The following is a 15,853-nucleotide window of genomic DNA, read 5'->3' as shown; positions in this document are numbered from 1 at the left end:
CTAAGCCCATTTGCGCTATACGCATTTGAGCGGCTACGTGGCACCCACTACGTCTCACGTTACCCTTCGCCTGTATCCGTTCCCGGAAACACCGCCCTAAAGCGGCTGTGGCTATCTCTCACGCAAGTCCCGTGTATTGGACCCACTCCAGCGTTTGGTATGGTGCGAGGCATATCGCCTTCCCCTCGCTATCGGCCCCACACGGTCTCTGACACCGTGGCTCTGGATACTATGGCCGGACTTGTATCAGGGTGTCACCCTTGGCTCACTTATCGGGCGGAAGCCGCGCCCCGATCCGTTCTCGTTTGTCTCTCTCCTCTCGTTTCGTGTTCGTCTCTTGTGGCTTCAATATGTGCCCGTTGACGGGACAAAACAAGTGAAATTTGAGAAAATGATAAGTGCTTGATTTTGTTACGATAAAAGATTGGTGATGCCTGGGCTTTTAGTGCCATTTATGCCCGATTGGCCCGTTGCCGTGACAAAATATAGATAGATAAATCAATGGGTTATCATAGGTCAAAGCTGATTTGCAGCCTGATTTGCCCATGCGGTGCCCGTTAGGTGCCCGTGCGGTGCCGATTGTGCCCGTTGCCGGGATATTATTTGCGATGCCGGATCAATCCCCATGCCCGTGCCGAGCGGTGCCCGTGCGGTGCCCTATGGTTGCCGAGCGGTGCCCGTGCGGTGCCCTATGGTTGCCGAGCGGTGCCCGTGCGGTGCCGTGGGAGCTGGCGTACGCTGTATGGCAGTTCGTACGCTGTACGATACAGATAGTCTCTGACAGACATGTAATAACATAACGACAGATAGCGCCATGCGGTGCCATTGGTGCCCGTTAGGCCGCCATGCGGTGCCCGTGCGGTGTGCCATTGGTTACCATATCCGGTGCAATGCCATGCGCCACAAGGCTTTGAGCCCCATGTGTGCCCGAATGTGTGCCATGCGGTGTTTGGGCCGGAACAAGCACGAGCGCCCGAGCGTGATGCGCGAGGGGCGCGGGGGGATGCGCGAATCATCAACCGTCGAGTTCGACCCCACGGATTTTTGCGTCAGTTTGAAACGGCCCCTTCAGGCCACGTTAGGACCACTTCAGGGCACCTATCGGTCTACTTGATTGGGAGGAGGGAGGGAGGGAGAGCTATGCTCGATCCCTACAGGCACCTATCGGTGACCTTGGGTGGCTACTGGGCCACATTGAACGCCCCGTAAGGGGTCACATCAAACGCCCCTAAAGGGCTACATTCAACGCCCCTAAAGGGTCCCCTTATGAGGGACCCCCTAGTGACTGGAGGAGACATGCAGGGATAGGTCTATAACCCTATAGGTGACCGGAGGAGCCTATCCTAAGTTAGGCTCTAATTGGAACCCATGCCGTAGAACATGGCCCTAGCCTCTGCTCTCTCCCTGTCAGCAGCGCTCGGTCCCTTCCGAGCGGGGCCGGCCTTCGAGTAGCCGCCTGGTGCGCCACCGAGGACGTGGGCCATGAAGACCTTCAGCTCTCGGTCGAGGGCTTCCTGCTTGGCCTGCTCTGCTGCCTTCTCCACGTCGCGGGACATGACGGCAGTCCAGTAGTGGACGGCAAGGGCGAGGGCGTCGAGCCTGTCGTCCTTCACGATGGCACCGCGATCACGGGTGATGCGGGTCATCTGGTAGAACAGCCTGTAGCGGTTCCTGTGCTCGGGCTGGAGGCTCTCGGTGGACTGGTAGTCCCTCTCGATGAGCTTGCGGTCGACCACGAGGCGGTGGCCGTTCAGGACCGGCTCAAGGGTGTCCACGATCCGCTGTTCCTTCTGACCCTTCGACCTCTCGGTCTCGCTGATCTTGCAGGGGTGGATGCGGGCCATCACAGGCGCCAAAATCTTGTTGAACATGCCGTCGCCGAAGTTGGGCTCGATGACCACTTCGTTGACGCCGTACTCCTTGGCCTTGTTCGCCAGAGCTTCGAGGGTGCTGTCCTCGTAGCCGCCAGTGAAGCCGCCAGCGTCCAGAAGGAACAGCCGGCCCATGAGGGTGGCAACGATGGCGTAGCCGGTCTCGTCGCCACCACGACCGCTGGGATCGATAGCCATGACGATGCCGGTGTAGGGCTTCCAGTCGTCCTTGGAGACCATGAAGGGCCTGTAGAAGCGATCCCCGTCGAACCCTACGGTGGGCACGTCGTTGACCACGTTGGCGCTGTCGATGCCCCAAGCGAGCTGCATAGGTGCCCTCTCGTGGTCGAGGTCCATGACCATCAGGTCCCGGAGCTTCAGCGGGTAGCGGTCCGCGTCGGCCAGCGAGGTGTCGAGCATGAACTGGAGGGCGAAGCCGGCAGCGCCGTACTCCGCGAAGTTCTCCATCAGCTTCTCCTCGTTGAAGCGCGTACACACAGGCTTGCCTACGAGGTCCTTGGAGCCCTTCAGGTCCCGGAGGAGGTAGGAGGCCAGACGGTTGCCGTAACGCGCCTGCTGGGTCGCTGTGGGGTAACGGGAGGGGATGATGCGTATCTCGTAGCCGCGATCAGGCAGAGCGTTGTAGATCGACTGCTCGGTCTGCGGGGTGCCGAGGTAGATGATCTTGGGATCGTGCTTCATGAAGGCCGCGTCGAACGGCTTCAGGATAGCGGCGAACTCCTTGGTCAACTCCTTGAGCTTGTCGCGCATGGCCTGCGTGGCAGAGTTGTTGGTGACCTCGATGTCGTCGGCGATGATCACGTCAGCGCGGGAGCCGGTGAGCTGGCCGGTGATGCCGACCGACTTGACGGAGGGGCTGTCGTCAGCCGAGGCCGGACCCACGTCGAAGGCGATCTTCGAGTTGCGCTGGTCGCCGGTCGGCTTCAGGTGCTTGAGGAAGGGCACCTCGTTGATGAGGCGCAGGGTGAAGGTGGAGAAGTTGTCGGCGCGGGTCTTGGACGCTGACACCACCATGATCTTCAGTTGAGGATCGCGGAACAGGAGCCAGCAGACGTAGGCCGCCGTGACCCAGCTCTTGCCGATGCCCCGGAAGGCCATGATGACCAGCTTGCTGGGGCCGTTCTGGAGCCACTCGGCCATCGCGTACTGCGACCGGGTGGGCTCGGGGAGCTTCAGGTGTTTCCAGAGGAGGTAGAGGAAGGTCTTGAAGTCGTCCTCAAGGCGCACTTGCGTCGAGAGGTGGGTCGAGGAGTTCAGGGCTTGTTTGGTCACTGTTCCCTTCAGGGGTGGCGCAGGACGAGCGCCGAGAGGCCGGGAGGTGTGAACCTACCCAGCCGCCCGAACGCCGCCTGACGGGGCTCCTATTGGAGGTCTGATGCTGACTGACGGATGCGATCTTGGGCGGCGCGGACGAGCTGGTTGAAGCTGTCCTCTGCGCCCTTGTTCGCCTCGATGTCGGCGTCGATGTTGTTGTCCTTCAGGAACTTGACGATGACCGCCCAGTCCTTGGCTTCGCATTCGCCGGCTTCGAGCCGCTTGCGCATGTCCTCGGCGATGAGGCCGTGGATGGTTTCGAGGAGCGAGGAGTTGGCCTTGCTCATTTGTCTTTGTCCTTCCGGAGAAGTTCCCGGACCTTGGCGACGATCTGAACGATCAGCCAGACGGTGCCGAGGAGGGGTGCGATCAGGGCAGCACCGTCAGAGGCCAGATGGAGCCACGGGAGCCACACTGTGCTTGTTACTGCGGAGACCGCGACCGCCGAGGTGGTGTTGTCCACGGTCGTAGTTCCTGCGATTAGAGTGAAAGGGGTCATTTGATTTCCGCCGCGTACAGCCACAGGCTGTCCACTTGCGCCTCTGTGAGAGCGAAGGCCGGGGTGAGGGAGGCGATCAGCGGGTGGGTACGCTTGAAGTAGGTCGCGTAGTTCCACTCGATGGTGCCTGCCTCGTTGCCGGCCAGCTTGGTCGCCACGTCGGCGCTCGTGATCCCTATGTCGTTCAGGGCGAGGCGGATTTGGCGGGGTGAGAGAGAAGGGAAGTCTGCCGGTGCGAGGACCACAGGCCCCCACTGGGAGCCGTCCCACACCTGTCGGGCGTCGTCCGGTGCCGAAGGAACCTCAAGGGCTCCCTCGGGCGGCTCTGCGCCGTCGAAGCCACCGAGGTAGGCTCCGGTGCCGTCTACGAAATACTGGGTCATGCCCATGCCCTCACAACGAGTTTCCAAGAGGTGTTGGTGATGTCACTGAAGCCGGTCCCTGCTTTGTTCATGACTTTGAGAGAGCCAAAAGCGTTGCCGAGACGAACAGTGAGGTTGGTCGCATCGGGGATGATGCTGATGGCCTGTACGGTGGCGTCGGTCGTGTTGAGACCTGGGTTGACCATAATCTCGTCACCGACTGCGTAGCCGGCGTTGGCCGTGGTGCATTGGATGAAAGCGGCGTAGAGGGGCGGCTTCGCTCCAAGACCGTGGGCCAGCGTCAGGAGCCCGCCAGCAGTGATGGTCTGCTGTCCGCTGTCATACGCCTTCTGGAGCTTCGCGTTGGTGATCTGGAGGTAGCGAGCGTCGTTCTCGGTCAGGGTGTAGACGCGAACGCCGTTGTAGTAGAGCCCGGCCGCATTGCCATTCAGGGCCAGGTTACCGCCCGCGTAGATGGCTGTATCTCCGGTTCCCAAGTTCTGAATGAGGAAGCCGCCGTTGGCGCCAGCGCTGCGGATGATGCGGGCGTCGAAGTCCGTGCCAATTGCACCGTGGAAGTCGATGTACGCAACACCGTCAGCCGTGCGGTTGGCCGCGAGTTCGATTGAGCCACCATTAGCGGTAATCTGGCCGGTGCCATTCGCGGTGCCGAGAGTGAAGTTTCCGGTAGCCGAAAGGCTCCCCGAGATGGCTAGTGTGGCTGACGCGACGTATTGCTGGATACGCACCGCGAGCGCATTCCAGTCGATCTTCCGCAGGCCGAAGGTCGCGGCGCTATCGAGGATTAGGAACTCGTCAGCGGCCACCGGAGTGGTCTTGGCGGTCGATCCGTGGATGGCGCTGGCGATACCGCCGGTGACGTAGCCAAGGGCCTTACGCGCCCAGTGGTACGCGGAGTAGTTGGTCGTGCCGGTGACGAACACGTCCTCCGACTGGTTGGCGTAGAGGTAGGACAGGCCCTCCCAGTTGCTTGCCGAGGTGGCCGAAGCCGCCGCAGCGGTGGCCGAGTTGGCAGCGTTCGTCGCATTCGTCCCACTAGACGCCTTATCAGCCGCGACGGTGCCCTTGTCGGCAGCTACGGTGGCCTTGTCAGCCGCCACAGTGGCCTTGTCAGCAGCGACGGTCGCCCGGTCGGCAGCTACAGCCACGCGGTCGAGACCCGTCTGTACGCGGTCGCCTGCCGTGCCCTTGGCCGTGAGGTAGGCTTGCTCCTCGGCGAAGTAGATCGTCTGCTTCACGAGGTCGTTGTAGGTCGACGCCGGGATCGGCTTGTTGTCCTGAAGGGTGGAGAGGGGGACTGAAGGGGTGTCGCGGTAGACCTCGACGGAGACCCCAGAACCCGGAGCGGGGGACACGCGGATCATGCCTGCGTTGACCCAAGTCTTTGAGACCACTACCCCGTTCACCTTGACGCCAACATGGGCCTGTCGAAGGTAGGGGAAGGTCACCTGAAAGTCGGTCACCGAGCCGTTGCCGGCGGTGAGATTAGGTGTGTATGCCATTGGTTCCTTCAAAAAGGAGGAAGGCCCCCGGAGGTCATCCGGAGGCCCTTGGGTTAACGGTCGCGAGGGGGCGTCTTGCGACGGTCCTCGATCATGTGGGAGAAGATCGCCGAGAAGGGCAGGAAGTTGCCCAGCGGGACGAAGGCGTTCCAGCCTGCCCGCATCTCGGACTGTGCCATGTCACGGCCCTCCGTCGTGCTGCGGATGACGCCCTTCGTGAACCGGGCGGCGTCAGCGATCTGGTTGCCTGCGGGAGCACCGAAGATGGCGTCCTGCGGGGAACCGCTGGCGCGAGCAGAGCCGAACTGCGCCCCTGCTGGGGTCCACATTAGGGCGCTGTCCATCAGCATCGGGAGGATCGAGGAGGTCGCCGTACGGGCAAAGCCGTTCTTGGCGAGGTTCAACGGGTCAAGGGTCTCCTCGAAGTACTTGTCGTAGCTCTCGTCGGTCGCCAACTGGGGAGCCTGACGGACCGCGTAGGTTGCCGTGCCGAATGCCATCTCACCGATCAGCGCGACAGCCATGCGGGGGTCCATATGGTTGATCGCGTAGAGGGTGGATTTCGACCAAGCGCCGAGCACGAAGCTGCGGAACTGGGTGAACATGGACAGGACCGGGCTGCTCATCCACTTGGAGAGGCCGCCCACGTCGTTCGTCTGAACGAGGCGGTCGGTGTAGCGGTTGAGGAGGTAGGCGAACTCGGTCACAGCCTTGGGGTCCCACTTGTTCGACCCGAGCGACACGAGCTTGCGCCCGTCTTTCTCGGCGTGTTTCAGGAGGTTCCCGAGGACCAGCTCGGAGTTCTTGTCGCCGAGGCCCGCCGCTGCCAGCCGCTCCTTGCCCTTGCCGGAGAGCTTGGTCAGGTCGAAGCCGCCTGTCTCCGTCGAGGTCTTGCGAGCGATGTCAAAGAGGTGCTGCGCCACGGCCTTGGCCGCCCACTTCTGCTGGTAGTCGTGGATGCCGCGCATCAGGGACACTTCGGCAGTCATTCGCTGCCCCCAGTCAGCCGCCATGTCGAAGCCGTTAGCCAGCCGCGAGGAGGCCCCAGCGCCGATCCGGTCGTCCGCGAAGCGGAAGTCGAACTTGCCGACGAGGCCGTCCAGACCGATGCCGGACATATGCTCCAGCTCGCCGAGCAGAGCGTCCCGCTTGGGGATCGATCGGCCCGTCTCGTCCACCATGCGGCGGATTGCGGGGAGCTGCTGCATCGAAGCGCGGAAGCCCGTCATCGACGCGACCTTCCAGCTTTCCTGCACCTGATTGAGGCCCATGTTCGCCATGAGGCGGATGAACTGGAGGGCCTTGAAGCGGCGAACCCACTGGGCGTAAGCCTTCTCCTGTCCGTAGACCGGGATGCCGTTGATCCGCTTCCAGCCGAAGTCGATGTTCTCGATTGCGTTTTCCATCTTGGACTGCACCTCGGAGAGCGGCTTGCCTAGCTGGCGGAAGCCTTCCCGGACCCAGTTCTTGAGCTTGGTCAGGTCGGCCTCGGAACGGATGCCGTCGAAGATCAGCTCGTCCGTGACCGGATCGCGCACCTTCATGTCCGCGAACGCCACCCGGCCCGACATGGTGCGGGCGTAGCGGTGGTCGAGGAACTCGGCGTCCTGAATGAACAGGTCGTCCATCTTCAGCGGAATCATGTTGCCGCTCTTGTCCCTGACGTTGGCGGTGTAGTCGTATTTCATGACCGTGCGGCGCTTGAGGTAGCCGACACCCTTGTCCCCGTCAGTGGTCTTCTTGGTCTCGTCCACGACGCCGGAGAACAGGTCGTAAACCTTGTCCAGGTCCTCATCGGCGAGCCCCTCGCTGTCCTGAAGGGCGTTCCTGAAGGCGTCCTTGAAGCCCTGCTTGTCGCCGAGCCCGAGAGCCCCCGCGATGCTGTCCTCAACGCCGTAGCCGGCCTTGCGGATATTGGCCCAGTAGCCCTTCGCCATCTTCTTGAGGAGGCTGTCCTCAATCTCCCCGTGGGCGCGGCGGATGCTCTCTGCGATGAACTTGTGCATCGTCTCCTCGTCCACCAGACGGTCGAGTTCGGAGATGCGGTTGTGATCCGCTACCTTCGGCGAGTAGAAGCCCTTCTGCTTGACCGTCAGGCCGGGGAAGGCTCTCTCCAGCTCACCGGCCCAAGCGTCGTAGAACTGCTGACGGGCGCTGGCCGCCTTGACGATATGCGGGCTCACGTCGGGCGAGGGGTGCTCGTCCACCATGTAGGCGTTGACCGCCCGGTGGAACTCGTCGGCCTTGCGGGCGCGAGAGAGTGGGTTGAGGAGCGAGGAGCCTTCGGACACGTAGTCCCGCAGCGCGACCTGATAGACCGAGTTGCGGTTGCCCATGAGCTTGCGCTCCAGCGCCACGGCGCGGACCGAGGTAGGGGCGTCCAGAACGGCGTGGCCCTTGGTGCCGGCGCTCTCCTCGAACATGGCGAAGCCGGCCAGACGGGCGCGGGGGTTCTCGCTCGTGGTGAGCTGTCCGGCCACGTCGAAGCGGAGCTTGCCGCCGAAGCCGCGATCCACCGCCGCGTCGTCAATCCCCCAGTCGGTGGGATCGAACGGCACGATCCTGTCCACGTTGCGGGCAGCGCCGGCAGAGCCGACATCGCTCACGACGGAGGGCATGTTAGCCTGGAGGGCTCGACCCTTGGCCTGCTCGATTGCGTCCATGCCGGTCTTGGTCATCAGGTCCCGTTCGACCGTGGTGGCCGGGTTGCGAGCCAGCGGACCCGTGAGGCCCCCAAGCAGCGCCCCTACGCCAAACGCTGCGAGAGCGTCGGTGTGCGGGTCATCGAGACCGTACTTGGCTCCCAGCTCCAGCGCGGCGTTGCTCGTGCCGCCGATGACAGCGCCACCCAGCATCTTGCCGACGAAGCCCAAGCCTGCACGTCCGAGGGAGATAGCCTCGCCTCCGGCCAGCAAAGGCAGCATCACGGGATCGGCAATGCCTGACACGAGCCCTGCCGTCAGGGAGCTTGCGGTCCCTGTCTTGTCCGCCTTCTCGTCCCGTTCGACCATCTGCGTGGCGTACTTCAGGCGAAGGTTGCGGTTGTACTCGGAGGTGCCGGTCAGCACGTAGTCGTGGTACTGCTCGGGCAGGGTGTCCGTGATGTGTTTCCACTGGTCCTCGGTCCAGCCATTGTCATGGGGATCGACGGCACCTTGAGTGGCCCAGCGGTAAATCTTGGCGGTGTACCAATTCTGCGCACCGCTGTCGTAAATCTGGTCGCTCCAGCTTGTGTAAGGCTGCGGGCCGGCGGCGTCCCGGTCCCTCTGCTCCTGCGTGGCGTCGACCAGCGTGGGAGCCGGCGGTGTCCTGCTCTGATCGTAGGTCCCGTAGTTGTTCTGCGGAGCGTTGTTCTCGGTGTAGGGGTTCGCCACTTCGGGCACGTAGGTGCCGCCGAGCAGGGATGCAGCCTTGGCCTTGTGGCCTTCCATCTGCTGCTCCACCTTGTCCCTAACGGTGCCCGGTGCGCCACCAGCGGCAGCGTCGGATCGGTTGTAGAGGCCGGGGGCTCCGGCGTTTACGATGGAGTACATATCGAGCAGGCGCATACCGCGCTTGAAGCCATTGTCGACCATGTAGTTGGCCGAGGAATGTACGGCGTCCTCGATAGACATGCCTTTGTAGTAGCCGTACTTCTGGCGCTGCGGCTCGCCCATCTGGATGAGGCCGCGATGCTGCCCGTGCTTTGTGACTGGGCCTTTCTGCCAGATATCGAAAGTACCGCCGGTCTCATAGGAGATGACGGTGGCAAAGTCTTGCGGGTCAGCGCCGATCCGCAGAGCTTCGTTCTTGATGGCCTCGGCGAGGCTGGCGCTCATGTGTTCTCCTGAAAAGAAAAGACCCCGGTGGTTAGCCGGGGCCTTGAGGGGTTAGTCTTGGGTGGACCGCCCGATGCCCCTTGGACCCTTGATGGGCTTCTTGGGCGGCAGCGGCTTGAAGGGCTGGTTGTAATCGGACAGCTCTTTCTCGTAGTTCTGGCGCAGGCGCTTCGCGACGTAGCGGGAGACAAAGTTGCCTCGTCTGGCGTCCTTCTTTTCCCACGCTTCGACGGTGCGGCGGCGGTCTTCCATTGCGGACCAGAGCTTGTCACGGGCGGCCTTGCGGGCGTTCACGTCAGCGACACGAGTGGCCTCGTGCTGGGCCGTCAGCTCGCGCTGCATCTCGGACCGCTTCTTCGCCAGATCGTTGAGCCCGATGCGGGACCCGTAGTTCAGTGGGCCGCCTTTCGTCTTGCTCATGACGATCCACTGGCCGGAGGCGTACTTGTCGATGTAGAGGTCGCTTTCGTCCGGGATGCCCTCGGCCTTGCCGAACACCGTGAAGGCGTCCTTCAGTGCCCGCTGGAACAACTCGGGGGCGTCCTTCGGGAGGCCGTCCTCATCGATCACGATCTTGCCGTTCAGCTCGAACGAGTGGTTCTGGAGCTTGTCCATCACCTTCTTCCGAGCGGTGTCCCTGTCGAGGCCCCGAGCGGTGTAGTTGTTGAGCTGATCCTGCACCCATGCCTCGTTGTCTCGGCTGGGGCCGGCGTCGTAGTCGAGGCTGTTGAGAACCTTCTTGGTATCGTCAGCCAGGTCGTCCGGTGACAGCTTGCCGAGAGCCCGTTGTGTGGGCGTCCTGTTGGCCTGCTGCGCGGCGTAGATCAGGGCGTCTTCGGGTCCCATGAGGTCGTTGCGGGCGACGGAGTAGTTCTGGAGGAACTCTGCCGACTTGCTGTCCGAGACCATCCTGTCGGCGTAGGCCGGGTTGATGTCTTCGAGCTGCCGGTAGTCCTCCGCGATCCCGCCGAGGAACTTCGAGACCTCGCCCTTCTCCAGCGTCCGCGAGATGGACGACTGCACCTGAAGGGAGTTGAACTTCTTGGAGAGTTCCTCGTCAACGATCCCGTTGCCGTCGAACCATGCGATGCGCTTCTTCAGCACCTCCGCGTGAGCCTGCTTCGGGTCGACGTTGTTGGCCTTGAGGTTGTCCTCCAGCTCTTGGAACTGGGAGAGCTTCCGCTTGACCACTTCGTCCTGCTGGTCCTTGGCCGTCAGGGTCTTCATGTTGCCGTCAGGCCCCATGTACTCCACGTCCTGCAACTCTTGGGCACCGCCGAGGGTCTCCAGCTTGGCGTAGGCGTTGGCTACAGCCTGTGTGCGCTGTCCGGTGGACTGGAAGGCCGTGCGGCGCTTCTCCTCCTCCCTAGCCTGCCCCGCGAGGAGCTGTGCCTTGGCCCGCTTGGAGCTTTCGAGGTACTGGGCGGCCATCGGATCGGTGAGCCACTCGTTGCCCGGTGTCTGCTGGGCCTTCTTGATCCCCTCCTCGGTCAGGCGGCCATACATGGCGTCCTCATCGAGCTGCGAGCGGGTCTTGAAGCTGGTGGCGTTCGCGGCCTGCTGCTGCTCCGTCTCGGCCCGCTGGATGAGCCCGAGGGCCTTGTCCGTGTAGCCGGAGACTTCCATGAGGGGACCGATCCCGCCGCGCTTGTTGTTGAGCAGCGCCTTGACCAGCTCGGGGCGGCCCTTCAGCGCGTACTCCTCGGCGAGGCGGAACAGGGTGTCGTTTTGCGACTTCCCGTCAAGGCCGCGGAATGTGCGGTTCTCGCCCGACTGCTTGATAATCGCGTCGGCGATTTCGTTCGGGTCCTTGTTGGCCGCGATACCGTCGTCAGCGATCATCCGGAACTCATCCACGACGGCGGTGTCCCGCTCGGCCATAGTGTTTTCCATCTTCCGCTTGAGGTCCTGCTCGCCGAACTGCTGGGTCCAGTCGTTGGTGCCTCGGAAGAAGGCCGCCTGCATGGCCGGGTCCTGAAGACCCTTGGCGTACTTCTGGCGCTCGCCCTCGACCCACGAGTTGAAGTCCCCGTGAGCCTGATCGAAGCCACCGTTATTGTACTGCTCGGTGATATGCTGGCGGAACTCGTAGGCCGCCTTGGAGCCGACCAGAGACAGGACGCCATCCTTCTGGATGCGGTTCCTGGCCTCGGGCATTGTCTTGATCACTTCATCCAGCGACTTGCCCTGAATGCTGTCAGCGAAGGCCCTGTTGGCCTCACTGTCGGGGTCCTTGTCGGCCCGCGCCGATACTGCACCGAACTGCTGAAGCGCGTTGTTGAGGCCGCCGAGGCTGTCTGCGAGGGCCTGTAGGTTGCCCCCGACTTGCTTCTGCTGGGGACGCACGTAGGTGCTGCCGGGGAGCCCGGTGGGGGCGATGGCGACGGGCCGAATGCTCGGTGCCGCCACGCCAGTGCCAAATAGTCCGTCTGCCATCTTATACCCTTGTCTTGGAATTGCTGTAGGCGCTCAAGCCGGAGCTGAACGCATTGAGGAGGTACGGAGCGAAGCTGGGCTTCTCCGGCAGAGGCATGGAGTTGATCTGGTTTTGACCGCCGGCCTCGGCAGCGATCTTCTCGCCTTTGAGGAACCCACGGTTCATCTGTTGGTTGCTGTCGAGGGCAGCTTCACTGCGGCCCTTCTGGGCGTACATATCGCCGAGCACGGCAGAGACCGACAGGCCCCCGACGTTCCCTTCAGCAGCCGCAGCCTCCACTGACGCAGCCGCTTGGGCCGCCTCGATGTTGGTTTCGGTCTTCTGTTGGACCACCGCAGCGTCTTCTTGCTGGGCGCGGATATTGAGGTTGGCGTACTGGTTTTCAGTGGCCTTGGACGCATTGATTGCGTTCTGCTTCACCTCCTCCATGCGCTGGTCGTACTGTGCGCTGGAGGCGGCGTAGCCCATACCGGCTTGGGCGATGCCAAGGCCGATGGAAGCGATTGTGATGAAGTCGCACATTAGGCGATCCTTGCAAATTCATAGACGGGGACCGCATTGGGTCCGCACTCGTATTTGTGGAGGAGGGTGAAGCCCAGCCAGCGGAGCCACTTGACGTGGACCTCGTTGCGGGCGTCACAGATGTTGTAGAGCGTGTCGTAGCGGCGGTGGAACTCTGCGAGGACATCGCGGGAGCCTCGCAGGAAGGCCGTCTTATGGCTCTCCACGAGGATAGTCCCGCTCATCCAGATCACGCCGTTGCCGCGTAGGTCAGGCACCACGCCAGCGACCCCCACTAGGGAGCCGTCATGGTCCCGAAGGGTGAGCGCGGGCTCCGACATCAGGACCCCTAGAAGGAAGTGTTGGAGGGCAGGGCGACCGCCCAGCTCCTCCACTTCACGGCGATCCTCTGGCCGAAGCAAACGGTCGAGTTCCCGCGCATCGGCGGCAGTCGAGGCCGTAACCAGGCCATGAGGTGTTATCGTCATCAGTATCCTTTTGGGTAAGCCCCGCCGGTCCACTTGTAGGAGAGGATCGCGTAGGGGTAGGGGCCGGAGTTCTCGAAGCGGATCGACACGTCGTCAGCCGGTGCCATGATGGACAAAGCCTTCGCCAGCTTCCCCACGATGAGGGAGCCGAGAGTGCTCGTCTTGGTGCCCACAATGGCCGCCGAGAGGCGATGCACGAAGGCGGGGCGGTAGCTGCGCGTCAGGGTGACGTTCAGGCCCACGCTAGGCCCTGTGTCGAAGCGCATGGAGGCCACCTTCAGCTCCACGCCGGGAACCGCATTGCCGCCCGTACCGTCGCGGGTTTTCTCCCGGACGATGAACGGCGACATGATGCCGTAGGCTTGGTAGGGGAACCCCACGTAGACCGACTGGCCGCTGTAGTTGCCCGAGACCACCAGAGAGGTCCCTGTGGAGGAAACCACGTCGAGCTGGGTGCCGAAGGTGTTGCCGGTGGTCAGCATCGCTACAGCGCCCGCTGCCGAGTAAGGCAGGGCGAAGGTGGTTCGGTCGGTGCCGGCGTTGTAGGTGCCGGACACGGTGACGCGACGGTCCAGAAGGAGCACGGCGGGTTTGTTGTCCGACCATGCCTCGTGGCAGTTGATGCCGAGGTGCTCGACGGAGGCCCCGTCAGACACAATGACCACCAGCTCCTCGCCGACGAACTTCATCGCCTTGACGTTGGCCGGCAGGACCCATTTCTGCCACGCAGACTGGGCCTTGTTCTGGCCGATCCAGAGCCACTTGTAGGTGTAGATCGTCGCGGGGTCGGCGCTGGACACCATCGCTAGGAGCTTGAGGTCCTCGTCTCCGTCCATCATGAACACGCCGGTCGGCACATAGCCGTAGCAGTGCTCGTTGATCGAGGGAGCCTCCTGAAGGGTCTCGTCCTGAATGTTGACGAACTCGTGGACGAACGCGCCGCTGTCGGTGTCATTGACGAAGAACATTCGGTTGCCGCAGGCGATGGGGCGCACCTTGGGGCTCGACTTGTTCGAGAGCGTGGGGACGAAGCTCGCCGACTTCTGCGAGAACACCTCACCGCCCTTCATGCGGAACGGGATGGACGACGTGAAGACGATCAGCTCGCCGGCCAGAGACGCCGAGTGGTAGGCGTAGGACGTGTCCTCGTAGGAGATGGCCTCATCAATCGGGTCGGTGTCGAGCGACGTTAGGATCGTCTCGCGGAAGAAGTTGAAGAACTCCCCGACGCGGGAGAACACGACGTTCTCGCCAGAGAGGATTCCGAGGCGGTTCTTTGAGAAGGCCACGTTGTTGATGGTCTGCCCGACGAAGGACGGCCAGTCGTTGGTGAAGCTGTCGCCCACCGCACGGTTGTCCCATGTGCCCTGTCGGAACGTGAAGGTCCCGTCGCTCTCGCGCACGAGAACGTGGGGCATCGTGGACTTATCCATGCCGAGCTTCTCGCCGGCACCCACGCATTCCTTCCAGCGCCCGAGGCCGTCATTGGTGCCCTGTTGGAACTGGACCCAGTAGTCGTCCCAGCTCGTGTCGTCGCTGCCGGCCACCTTGAGGGTGAAACCAACAGGAGCCTTTCTGGGCAGATCGGCGAAGTCCTTCACGAAGCCCTTGTGGCACCGGAACGCCGTCTCGCGGCCCTCTGCCGCCACCGTGATTGTGAAGTCGGCCCCTGTGAGGTTCTTCAGGTAGATCACGTTGTCGATCAGCGTGACTTGCCAGACCGCAGGATTGAGAGTTTGAAGGCCGCCCGTGAAGACGGCATCTCCTCGAAACTCATCAGCCGGAGTGCTGAAGTTTGGATACGCCAGCGTCCCCGTCGCGAGGCACTGGGCGATGGCCGCCGGGGTGACCTGTCGTTCGGCCCTGCGGATTTCATCCTCGGACCCCTGCGGTCCACCGTTGGTCGTGTAGGTGGCGACCTCGGTGCCGTTCAGGACGATGCTGTATTTGGTGTGGTACTCTCCGGACGCGACGTGCAGCAGCGCCGATTTCTCAAGGGCTGGAGCGGTGGCGGCGGCCTGGGCGACGACCTTCTTCTTGTTCACGATGAACGTGTAGTCGGCGACCGTCATGGCCTCGTAGTCCGCGAAGTCTGTGACGCCCGACAGATAGCCAATCCCGTTCGGGGAGTTGACCGTCTTGGCGAAGCCGGCGAAGTCGTGGACCACGATGCCGCTTGGGCTCATGCGAACCACGTAGCGCTCGGTCTCGTCACGGTCGATGATATGGAATTTCGTGTTGGCCGCAGGGGCACCAAGGGTCCGCCCCTTCAGGATCGCCGGGTTCCTCGGGACGAGGTTCCGGGTCACCGTGGGGAACTGGTTGACGCTTTCTTCAAGCTGCGACGGGAGACGGACTTCTGGAGCTTGGCGGCTGACGCCGTTGATGAGGTTGGGTGAGCCGCCTTCAGCTCTCATTAGCTTCTCCTAGCGATGGTCTGGATTGAGGCGTTGTTGAGGAGGTTGAAATCGCCGGCCCTTAGCTCGGCACGGAAGAAGGCGTTGGATGCTCGGGCGAGGTTGCGTTGACGCGAGGGCGTCGTAGCCTCGGCTCCGGGGAAGCCTTCAATGAACCGTTCGATGGCGAGGGCGGTGATGTACCGGCGGGCCACACTGGGGAGTTCGTCCCACGGGCGGTGCCAGAGAATTTCGCAGCTCACGGGAGACGCGAAGACGTAGGTCTTGCTCTCGCGGTTGTAGAGCCGATTGCCGACTTGGATGATGTCGCCGTCAGTGCTGTCGATATCGAGCACGTTGCCCGGAACGATCACGAAGCCGTCCACGTTTGGGGAGAGCATCACGTCGGTCTCGAAGTTGAACCACCGGGGCTCCTCTTGGACATCGCGGGACTGGGTGTGGATCACCGACAGGGCGGTGTTGCCGGAGGGCGGAAGGTCATCCAGATCGAGAACAGGGTCCTCGCCGATGGATGCCAGTAGCTCGTTCACGGCGTCGAGTTCGGAAGCAGGTCCGAGAGTTTCCATGATACCTCACAAAAAAATAGCCGAGGCCCCCGAAGG

At 62.6% G+C, this 15,853-nt stretch carries 11 protein-coding genes; all 11 read right to left on the bottom strand.

Features of this window, described 5'->3' with window-relative positions:
* Nucleotides 1–1,355: 1,355 nt before the first annotated feature.
* Nucleotides 1,356–3,164, bottom strand: coding sequence for a phage terminase large subunit (terL, locus tag X756_RS151315; RefSeq protein WP_023729933.1), 1,809 nt, complete (start codon nucleotides 3,162–3,164; stop codon nucleotides 1,356–1,358).
* Nucleotides 3,165–3,253: 89 nt separating this feature from the next.
* Nucleotides 3,254–3,493 (bottom strand): hypothetical protein, encoded by a 240-nt coding sequence (locus X756_RS151320; RefSeq protein ID WP_023729932.1) that lies wholly within the window; start codon nucleotides 3,491–3,493, stop codon nucleotides 3,254–3,256.
* On the bottom strand, nucleotides 3,490–3,669 hold the full coding sequence (locus X756_RS151325; protein ID WP_031238587.1) for a hypothetical protein: 180 nt from the start codon (nucleotides 3,667–3,669) through the stop codon (nucleotides 3,490–3,492). The genes X756_RS151320 and X756_RS151325 overlap by 4 nt, the downstream gene beginning before the upstream one ends.
* A gap of 32 nt (nucleotides 3,670–3,701) precedes the next feature.
* A complete protein-coding gene (locus X756_RS1000000166675) occupies nucleotides 3,702–4,088 on the bottom strand; it encodes a hypothetical protein (RefSeq protein ID WP_156941371.1) in 387 nt (128 codons plus the stop codon).
* The gene (locus tag X756_RS15200) at nucleotides 4,085–5,590 is read right to left on the bottom strand and encodes a phage tail fiber protein (protein ID WP_023729929.1); all 1,506 of its coding nucleotides are present in this window, start codon (nucleotides 5,588–5,590) and stop codon (nucleotides 4,085–4,087) included. The genes X756_RS1000000166675 and X756_RS15200 overlap by 4 nt, the downstream gene beginning before the upstream one ends.
* Before the next feature lie 53 nt (nucleotides 5,591–5,643).
* Complete coding sequence (locus tag X756_RS1000000166670) at nucleotides 5,644–9,408, bottom strand: hypothetical protein (RefSeq protein ID WP_023729928.1); 3,765 nt, start codon at nucleotides 9,406–9,408, stop codon at nucleotides 5,644–5,646.
* A 51-nt stretch (nucleotides 9,409–9,459) separates the two neighbouring features.
* Entirely contained in the window at nucleotides 9,460–11,844 is a 2,385-nt protein-coding gene (locus X756_RS151330) for a hypothetical protein (protein ID WP_023729927.1), read from the bottom strand.
* A gap of 1 nt (nucleotide 11,845) precedes the next feature.
* Nucleotides 11,846–12,367, bottom strand: a complete 522-nt coding sequence (locus tag X756_RS151335; RefSeq protein WP_023729926.1) for a hypothetical protein — start codon at nucleotides 12,365–12,367, stop codon at nucleotides 11,846–11,848.
* On the bottom strand, nucleotides 12,367–12,834 hold the full coding sequence (locus tag X756_RS151340; RefSeq protein ID WP_023729925.1) for a hypothetical protein: 468 nt from the start codon (nucleotides 12,832–12,834) through the stop codon (nucleotides 12,367–12,369). Before X756_RS151340 ends, X756_RS151335 begins: the two co-directional genes overlap by 1 nt.
* On the bottom strand, nucleotides 12,834–15,251 hold the full coding sequence (locus X756_RS151345) for a hypothetical protein (RefSeq protein WP_023729924.1): 2,418 nt from the start codon (nucleotides 15,249–15,251) through the stop codon (nucleotides 12,834–12,836). Before X756_RS151345 ends, X756_RS151340 begins: the two co-directional genes overlap by 1 nt.
* Nucleotides 15,251–15,817, bottom strand: a complete 567-nt coding sequence (locus X756_RS151350) for a hypothetical protein (protein ID WP_023729923.1) — start codon at nucleotides 15,815–15,817, stop codon at nucleotides 15,251–15,253. Before X756_RS151350 ends, X756_RS151345 begins: the two co-directional genes overlap by 1 nt.
* Between the last annotated feature and the right edge of the window lie 36 nt (nucleotides 15,818–15,853).

The sequence above is a fragment of the Mesorhizobium sp. LNJC405B00 genome (assembly GCF_000502615.1).
In the GTDB taxonomy this organism is placed as follows: Bacteria; Pseudomonadota; Alphaproteobacteria; order Rhizobiales; family Rhizobiaceae; genus Mesorhizobium.
This window is presented reverse-complemented; position numbering and strand designations above follow the sequence as displayed.

What these genes read in the sequence shown, in the direction of transcription:
- X756_RS151350 (WP_023729923.1), bottom strand. Translation starts at nt 15,817, where the DNA reads ATGGAAACTCTCGGACCTGCTTCCGAACTCGACGCCGTGAACGAGCTA.
- X756_RS151330 (WP_023729927.1), bottom strand. Translation starts at nt 11,844, where the DNA reads ATGGCAGACGGACTATTTGGCACTGGCGTGGCGGCACCGAGCATTCGG.
- X756_RS151340 (WP_023729925.1), bottom strand. Translation starts at nt 12,834, where the DNA reads ATGACGATAACACCTCATGGCCTGGTTACGGCCTCGACTGCCGCCGAT.
- X756_RS151345 (WP_023729924.1), bottom strand. Translation starts at nt 15,251, where the DNA reads ATGAGAGCTGAAGGCGGCTCACCCAACCTCATCAACGGCGTCAGCCGC.
- X756_RS15200 (WP_023729929.1), bottom strand. Translation starts at nt 5,590, where the DNA reads ATGGCATACACACCTAATCTCACCGCCGGCAACGGCTCGGTGACCGAC.
- X756_RS1000000166670 (WP_023729928.1), bottom strand. Translation starts at nt 9,408, where the DNA reads ATGAGCGCCAGCCTCGCCGAGGCCATCAAGAACGAAGCTCTGCGGATC.
- X756_RS1000000166675 (WP_156941371.1), bottom strand. Translation starts at nt 4,088, where the DNA reads ATGACCCAGTATTTCGTAGACGGCACCGGAGCCTACCTCGGTGGCTTC.
- X756_RS151335 (WP_023729926.1), bottom strand. Translation starts at nt 12,367, where the DNA reads ATGTGCGACTTCATCACAATCGCTTCCATCGGCCTTGGCATCGCCCAA.
- X756_RS151320 (WP_023729932.1), bottom strand. Translation starts at nt 3,493, where the DNA reads ATGAGCAAGGCCAACTCCTCGCTCCTCGAAACCATCCACGGCCTCATC.